This is a genomic window from Bacillus sp. L_1B0_5, assembly GCF_000836715.1.
GTDB classification, from domain to species: domain Bacteria; phylum Bacillota; class Bacilli; order Bacillales; family Bacillaceae_G; genus Bacillus_A; species Bacillus_A thuringiensis_S.
Map to the genome: position 1 here is coordinate 18023 of NZ_JXIS01000081.1, position 9619 is coordinate 27641.

A 9619-nucleotide genomic window follows, 5' to 3' on the forward strand; every position below is an offset into this window, starting at 1 on the left:
TTAGGTAATTTACTTTAATAAATATATGCAAGAATACTGTATAAAAAGAAATTAGAATTATTAGTGAAATGGTTTTTTATGCTTAAATTGAATAAAAGTATGAACTGTTACAGTATAAATATGAGTTTTATTCATAATTTTAATAACTATGCAATAAGCGAAATAAATGTTGAATTTAGTCGGAAAATATAAATTTACAAATTGCAGAATATGTACATATAGTTGTAAATGTAAATATTATCCGTTTTCAAATATTTATAAAAGGAGAAATTCATATGAAAGAAATACAAGAGAAATATGAAATTGTAGAAGAATTGGATGCAACAGTAGGCCAAGAAGCATTATGGATAGCTCATCAAATGGAAATAGAAAAAGGAATGAACAATGAACCGATTATAATAAAGTTAAAAGGGAATCTTCAAATTGAGATTTTAAAGAAAACGCTTACCAAAATAGTGCAATCACATCCGGCGCTACGTACAATATTTAAGAAGAGGGATGAAAAAATAAAGCAATTAATTCAAAAAAATGTAGAATTTGATATACCAATTAAGGATTTAACTGCTTTTAAAAACACAGAACAAAAATCTATTTTTAAAAATTTCTTAGAATCTATAGTGAATGAGAAATTTAGTTTAGAAGAGGGACCTTTGTTTAAATTCCATATCATTAAATTCAGTGAAGATACATTTATTTTACATTTAATGTTTCATCATATTATTTATGATGGATGGAGTTTAGGAGTTTTCATCCGACAATTATCCAATACGTATGGTGAATTACTTCAAGGGAAGACGAATGTAGAATTTGAATCTCCTTATAAGAACCTCGTAAAGTATGAGGAGAGTTTTATTGATGGTGCAATATATAAAGAGGGATCATCGTATTGGAAAGATTATTTACAAGGTGACTTAACTCCAACAGAGTTTCCTGTTGATTTTAATAAAATGAATGAAAAGAGATATACGGATAAAAATATAAGCAAGAATATTAATTCGGATCTATTTTATCAAATACAATGTTTTGCTAAAAAAAATAATATAAGTATTTATCGAGTAATGTTAAGTACTTATTGTACCTTACTTCATCAAATGACAAATGCTGAAGAGATAATTGTTGGTATTCCAATTAATACTAGACCACATACAGAAGAACGAAATACTTTTGGTTACTTTGTTAATACATTACCTATACGTATAACAATAGAAAAGGGAGATACATTTAAGGGGATACTTAATAAAGTGAATAAATCTATTCATCTAGCTATTACGTATAAACATAATCCTTACTCACATATAGTAAAAGATTTAAATCTAAATAAAAATACAAATGATAATATGGTATATTCCACAGCATTTAATACGATGAAGATACTGGAGTTAAAAATTCCTGATATTGAGTCAACAGTTTTAACAGATTGTAGAAGAGTAAATCCTTTTAATATGACTTGGAGAATAATGCGATATGAAGGTGAAACAGAGAATAAAATTGAGGTTGACTATAACTCAGCATTATATAAACCAGAGAGTATTAGTGATTTAGTTGAAAGATATATATATTTGTTGCAAAAACTAATGAAGAATGTGAATGAACCTATTCATTCATTGGATTTGCTTTTAGAGAAAGATCATCGTCTATACAAAGAAATGAATTTAAACGCTCTTACGTATCCTAATTCAAAAACACTAGATCAATTAATCGATCTACAAACATTAAAATCGCCAAATCAAATAGCGATTTCTATGGGGGATAAATCCATTACCTATTATGAATTGCAGCAAAAGTCAAATCAAATAGCGAATTATTTACGTGAAAATGATTTGAAAAAGGGACAACGTGTAAGTATTACAATGGAGAGAGAGATTGATACCATTGTATGGATTCTAGGCATCTTAAAATCAGGTGGAGTTTATGTACCAATTGATCCAAAGTTTCCTGAAAAAAGAATAGAATACATCTTAAAAGATAGCGAAAGTCAAATGATTATTACGAAGAAAGAATACAGGGGATTGGTTGAAAGGTTTGCGATTCATACAATTTATCTAGAAGATTTTCATTACACTAATTCTATAGAAAATATTGAGTCTACACATACCATAGAAGATGCAGCTTATATTATCTACACGTCAGGTTCAACAGGTTTGCCAAAAGGAGTCGTTGTACCACATAAAGGCGTAGTTAATTTATCATATTCAGTAATCAATACATTTCATTTAGGCAAAGAAGATGTGTTTTTGCAATTTGCAACGATCATTTTTGACGCCTCCATTATGGAAATATTTCCGATTTTGCTATGTGGAGGGAGAATGCATTTAATTTCTGAAATCGAAAAACGTTCAGCAGAGGAATTTATAAATGTAATTCAAAAGAATGGTATTACAAATGTGGTTTTACCAACTGCGTTTTTTAAATTAATAGCTGATATGCCAAAAGAAATGTTAATTAAATTAAATTCTGTAAAACGTGTATTTGTAGGAGGGGAAACTTTACCTGCTGAATCAGTTCGTAAATGGCAAAGTAAATTAGGGTTAAAGATTCCAGTTCTTAATGCATATGGTCCTACTGAAACTACTGTATGTGCAACGATGTATGAAGTAAATGGTGAGATACAAAAAGAAATCTCTAATATCCCAATAGGTAAACCAATTGCTAATAGTGAAGTTTTCGTGGTTAGTCCGTTTAATACGTTATGTCCGTCAGGTGTAGTAGGTGAGTTATTTATTGGCGGTGATGGAGTTGCCAACGGATATTTAAATCAAAAGGAAAAAACAAAAGAGGCGTTTATTTCTTTCGATAAATCCTATAATCATGATAAAAAGATGTATCGTACTGGAGATTTAGTACGTCTTTTACCGAATGGAAATTTAGAATTTATCGGAAGGAAAGATAATCAAGTAAAAATACGTGGGTATCGAATTGAGCTGGATGAAATTGAAGGAACATTATTTAAACATCCAGAAGTGAGAGATGCTGTAGTATTCACTTATCAAAACGACAAAATCGTTAGCTTTTATTTATCAAAAGACAATACAGAACTAAAACAAGAGGCATTAAAAACATTCTTAAGTGAAAGTTTACCAGATTTTATGATGCCAAATTATGTATTTCACCTTGAAAGTTTTCCTGTATCACCAAGCGGGAAACTAGATAGAAAAAAATTAGAATTACAAATCCCATCTTTACTTGCAAACATGCAGAAGCAATATGTTCCACCGATAAGTGAAACAGAAAAAAGATTGGCAAAAACATGGGCAGAGATTTTAAATTTAGGGAAATATAGAATCGGCAGAGAGGATGACTTTTTTAAACTTGGGGGACATTCATTAATTGCTGTGCAAGTGTTAAATCAAATTCAAAAAGAGTTTCATCTAAAAATTGAAATTAGAGATATTTTTGAGCATACAACGATTGCTAGTCTGTCTGCTTACATCGATAAATTAATGGCAGTAAATCTTGATAGGGAAGAACAGGAGACGCAAGTATTAAAAGTTGCAGATAAGGAAAGTTATCAGTTATCAAGTGCTCAAAAAAGAATCTGGTTTTTAAATAAGTATAACGCCATTAATAGAGTATATGATACACCACTACACATATATATTGAGCCGAGCTTAAATAAGGATATTTTACAAGACACCATAAGATTTTTAGTTGAACGACACGAGATGCTACGAACAGTGTTTATTGAAAGAAATGGGGAGCCTAGACAAGTCATCTTAAACTCAATAGCGATTGATTTGATTCACGATGAGATTGAACACATGTCTAAAAAAGAACAACAAGAATATATACGTACAACAATAAATCAAACGGATCATACACCATTTGATTTAGAAAATGGCCCTCTTTTTAGGATTAGAATTTTTAATCTGAATAAGAAAAATTCTTATTTATATATCAATTTACATCACATTATTACAGATGAGTGGAGTATAAGGAATTTATTAGATGAATTAATGAAGGTATATAGTGCCTTTGCAAAACGTAGAAATCCTGAGTTGCCAATTATCTCTAATCGATATGTAGATTATGCCGAGTGGGAACAGGAGCAGTTAAATTTAGGTCGGTGGGATACGGAAAAATCTTATTGGATGGCCGAACTTGCAGCACCTCTTCCTATACTAAATCTTCCTTTAGATTTTAGTAGGAATCGTCAAAGTACAAATAAGGGTACAGTATTTGAAATGAAGTTAGATAATGAAATGAAAGAGTCTTTGAAACAAGTATGTGAACAAGAGAATGTTTCTATGTATATGCTATTTTTAGCAGCGTATATTCAATTGTTACATTATCTAACGAATCAAAAAGATATTATTGTAGGTACACCGGTTGTTGGAAGGAATCATCAAGAATTTGAACAAATACAAGGATTTTTTGTAAATACCCTAGCAATTAGAACACAATTAAATGATGTGAAAAATTTAACACAGCTATTACAAGTAGTGAGAGAAAAATGTTTGAATTCTTTCCAAAACCAATCGTACCCATTTGATAAAGTAATTGAACAAATAAATCCTGATAGAAGCTTTGGGAATAATCCGATCTTTTCTACTATGTTTAGTTATCAGAAAGATATTCAGCAGCAACATGATGCGTATAAGCTTCAGTTGTTACCTAATAAACAAGATATTAGTAAGTTTGACATTTCTTTAGCTGTTGAAGAAGGATTGGATTATGTAGGGGTTTCATTTGAGTATGATATTAATCTTTTCAAGGAAGAGTCAATTAATAGGTTTACTCAAAATTTACTTACTATACTGGACGCCTTTATTCATCGACGAACAGTAGCATTTGAGAATCTTTCATTTCTATCACAGGAAGAAGAATCTCTATATAAAACGGTAAATCGTACACAAAGACCATATCCTTATTTTCAAAATATACAGGAGCAATTCCATATGCAAGTAGATAGACAACCCGATCGGATTGCTATAGTGACTGGAACGGAATCTTTAACATATAGACAATTAAATATGAGCTCTAATCAAGTAGCTCAACATTTACTCGAAAAAGGTATAAAAAGAGGTGATAAGGTAGCCATATTTTTAGATAGAAGTATGAATAGTATCGTTTCTATGCTTGGAATATTAAAAGCCGGTGCTGCCTATATACCAATCGATGTAAAATATCCTGAGGATAGAATAAATTATATAGTTCGTGACAGTGAGGCATGTAGAATTATAACGAGTAACAAATTCAAAAGTCATTTGAATGTAAGTGATTATCAGGTTTCAATAATAGAGGATATATATCGTACGACTATAAATGATGATGTAAAAATTTTAAATAAACCAAATGACTTGGCATATGTAATTTATACTTCAGGCTCAACAGGAAAACCGAAAGGTACATTATTAACGCATAAAGGAGTATTAAATTTAGTTGAATGGAGAAATGAAGTATTTCAGATCTCTCCAAATGATAAAGTAACACAGTTTTATTCCCATAGTTTTGATTCTTCAGTATCAGAAATTTTTTCTACCTTGTTAAATGGGGCGGAACTATATTTATTAAGTGATGAACAGCGCTATTCAACTGTCGAATATGCTCAAGCCATTCAAGAAACTCAAGCAACTATTTCTGACTTACCAACAGTATTTTTCAATGAATTATCGACTTCATTAACGAAACTGGATTGCGAAAAGATACGTTCTTTAAGATTTATAATAATGGGAGGGGAAGCTGCATCAACAAATGCTATTAGAAGTTGGCAAAGTATTTTTAAAAACCAAGTACAGCTGGTAAATGAGTATGGCCCTACTGAAGCAACTGTCTCAGCAATGTATTATTTCATACCAGTCTTAGAAAGCGAAAATAATCTTTTAGGAAGCGTACCGATTGGTATTCCAATTTCTAATACAAAGGTTCATATATTGAATTCATATATGCAACCTTGTCCGGTAGGGGGTATGGGTGAATTATATATTGAAAGTTTAGGATTGGCCCAAGGGTATTGGAAGCAGGAAGAGAAAACAAAACAGGCATTTATTTCAAACCCATTTTCAGAAGATAAGAGTAAAAGATTATATCGAACAGGTGATTTAGCAAGATGGTTACCAAATGGAAATATAGAATTTATGGGAAGAAAAGATAAGCAGGTTAAAATTAGAGGGCACAGAATTGAATTAGGAGAAATAGAAGATGCAATGTTACAACTTGATGGAATAAGTCAGGCTGTGGTAACACAAACGAAAGATGGAATGTTACTGCAAGCTTATTATAAAACAGTGGACGGTATAGGGATAGAGAAAAATAAGTTAGCTTTCCATTTATCAAATGTATTGCCAGAATATATGATCCCTAAATATTACTCTCATGTGTTAGAAATACCAATAACGGCGAATGGGAAAATTGATTTTGAAAAACTACCAGAAATAGAGTTTGATCATGAGCAAAACGATGAGTGTAAAATTAAACCTCAAACTAAAGTGCAAAAAAACATTGCAAAGGTATGGTCTGAGGTTCTAAACATAAAATCTATAGGTTTAAAAGATGATTTCTTTAATTTGGGTGGACATTCGTTAAAAGTTATGCCGGCATTAGTTAAATTAAAACCGTTATATCCTAACTTGAAAATTCAAGACTTCTTTAAGTATAGAACAATAGAAAATTTAGCCTCTCATATTGAAGAGATGGAAGATATATCGTTTAAGAAAGAGAAAAATATGAATGTAGTATGTATGGAAAATGAAGCGAAAGCGACTCCTGTTTATGAAACAACTAAATCAGAAGAAAGTGAATTAGATATGGTGAATTATCCAAAAACAGTTTTCCTTACAGGGGCAACAGGATATTTAGGAGCACATATTTTAGAAAGGTTATTACAGTTGCCATCTACGACTATTTACTGTTTAGTAAGGAAAAATGAGGATCAAGTAATTGGTGCAAAGTTAAAAGAAAGAATGCAGTTTTATTTCGGTAAAGAAATCCTTCAAAAGTTAGAGGAGAGAGTAGAATTAATTGAAGGAGATTTATCTTTGATGAATCTAGGTCTAGATTCAAAGCAATTGGACCATTTAAAGAATAAGGTAGAGTCAATTATACATTGTGGTGGAGAAGTTAGACACTATGGAGAACGTGAGCATTTTCAAAAGGTAAATGTTCAGTCTACAAAATACTTATTGGAATTAACTAAGAACACAAATGCACGTTTTCATTATATATCGACTTTAAGTGTAGTAGGTCAGGCTGAAAGCGATCCAAAAGAATTTGAATTCTTTGAGTCTAATTTTGATAGAGGGCAAAATTTAGATAATCTGTACCTAGAAAGTAAGTTTCAAGGCGAGAAAATGGTCAGAGAAGCAATGGAAAAAGGAGTTCGTGCCACGATATACCGTGTGGGGAATTTAGTGGGTAACTCTAAAATAGGTAAATTTCAATACAATATTAATGAAAACGCATTTTATAGATTATTAAAAGGAATATGTCTATCTAGCATAGCTCCTGACGTCAATACGTATGTAGATTTAACGCCTGTAGACTATGGAAGTTTAGCTATTACTGAATTATCTTATAAGGCCAATACAGTAAATAAAACCATGCATATTTGTAATCCAAATCAGCTTAAATGGGACCAATTTATTAATAGTTTACAAGCTTTTGGATACGATATCCTGTTAATGAAACAAGAGAAGTATATAGAGAAGTTTTTTAATACGAATCTAACTACTGATGAACAGAAAGCTTTAGAGCTCATAATGCCTTTATTAGAATCTGTAGAAGAGCTATCAGTAGCTATACCATCTTGTTTATACACGCAAGGATATTTGAAGAATGTACATTGTTTAGAGCCAAATCAAGAGTATATCAATTTGTTATTAAATTATGCTATGAGTATAGAGTATTTACCATTAATTAAAGAACCAATACTATTGTAGTATACTCTATCGATTTTGAACAAAAAAGAACCTGTTTTCCATTGAGAACAGGTTCTTTTTCTGGAAAAATAACTACTTATTGGTATGGAACAGATTTCTTCTCAATAGGGTTAGGAACGCACTATTGAAAATATGAATATACAATTATGGGTTTTTATAGTAAAAAAATCTGATATATAGTTGAATTTATCTCTAAAACTTAAAATGTAGATTCATTGCAATTAATTGTCCTTAAGCTTTTGCACCAGAAGTACAATATTTATATGTCATTTGATTTGATTTAGGAAAGGTATTCCTAAACCCTAATTTATAATAAAAGGAAACTAACTCAGCCTGATTTAGCTCATTTTCTAGTTTTTGTACAGAAGTACAAGCAGTCAAATTTAGCTCTGAAAAATCCTGAGATTTCCCCCAATCGATTGCTTTTTTCATCATATATGTAGCAAAACCTTGATTTCTGTATTCCTTAATTACAAAAAGCTTTTCTATTTTGGCTTTATCTTCAATAGTTAATCCAAATTCTAGTTTTCCAATGAGTGTAGCAAAACTTTCAAATTGAAGATCAAATCCTAAATCAAACATCCATTGCTCAGCAGGACGATCTAGCTTATAAATGTAGATTGCAGTAGCATTAGTACAATCCAATAAGTCAATGATCATATAATTAGTGTCTTTAAACAGAATATAAGGATATTCTTCACAACGTATATTATTTTTTCTTTGTTGTTCGTCTCTTTTTTTATAGAAAGATAGTTCTCTAAGTAACTCTTTTAATTTAGTTTTATGAAAAAACATTGATTTTCTCTCCCCTTTATAAATTAAAAATTACCATCAAAACATTTATATTAAGTAGGGGTAAAGTCGCATGCCCATCAACTTAAGCTTTTTTACAACCCCTATAAGTAATTTTAAGCGATGGTTTACTCACGAATCAAAAGATAAGCGGCTTAAATTTACAATATCGGTAACTCAATTCCATTAAAACAGGCACTATTTACGTCCCCTTTATCCTATACCACAAAACAAATAATTGAAAACATTACCGTAGTAGGAAATAAGATGAAATTGCTGAAACTAGGCCTTGTTCGATTTGCAAAAAGCCGTGAAAAAACGGAACGTATTGTAAATGCTATGGTTAGAAGGAACCCTTCTGGCAGATACTTTGTGTCATTGTTAGTGGAAATATAAGTGCAAGAATTTCCGAAAATAAGTTCTTACATTGGAATGGATGTGGGACTAAAAAATTTCGCCATTTTGTCAGATGGAACAACCTATAAAAATCCGAAGTTTTTTTGTATTTAGAAGATAAGTTGGCGAAAGCACAGCGTGTGCTTTCTAGAAGAATGAAAGGATCTTCTCGCTGGAATAAACAACGAGTAAAGGTAGCTAGAATTCATGAATACATATCAAATGCTAGAAAAGATTACTTGGACAAAATTTCAACTGAAATCATCAAAAACCACGATGTTATCGGTATAGAGGATTTGCAAGTATCGAATATGTTAAAGAATCATAAGTTAGCAAAAGCAATTAGTGAGGTATCTTGGTCGCAATTTCGATCCATGTTAGAATACAAAGCAAAATGGTATGGCAAACAAGTCATTGTCGTATCGAAAACATTTGCTTCCAGCCAATTATGTTCTTGTTGTGGATATCAAAATAAAGACGTTAAAAATCTAAACCTACGTAAATGGGTTTGTCCTTCATGTCAAACACATCATGATAGAGATATTAACGCAAGTATC

General features: G+C 31.0%; 2 protein-coding genes and 1 pseudogene. 2 read left to right on the top strand and 1 reads right to left on the bottom strand.

What is annotated here, in order from left to right; translation table 11 throughout:
- Positions 1 to 275: 275 nt before the first annotated feature.
- Positions 276 to 7874, top strand: a complete 7599-nt coding sequence (locus tag RT27_RS23530; protein WP_043937712.1) for a non-ribosomal peptide synthetase — start codon at positions 276 to 278, stop codon at positions 7872 to 7874.
- 231 nt (positions 7875 to 8105) lie between these two features.
- Here RT27_RS23530 and RT27_RS23535 read toward each other — a convergent pair whose 3' ends face one another.
- Entirely contained in the window at positions 8106 to 8669 is a 564-nt protein-coding gene (locus tag RT27_RS23535) for a GNAT family N-acetyltransferase (RefSeq protein ID WP_043937714.1), read from the bottom strand.
- A gap of 213 nt (positions 8670 to 8882) precedes the next feature.
- Between RT27_RS23535 and RT27_RS23540 the strand changes: the two are divergent.
- A pseudogene (locus tag RT27_RS23540) lies at positions 8883 to 9619 on the top strand (RNA-guided endonuclease TnpB family protein); the annotation flags it as partial.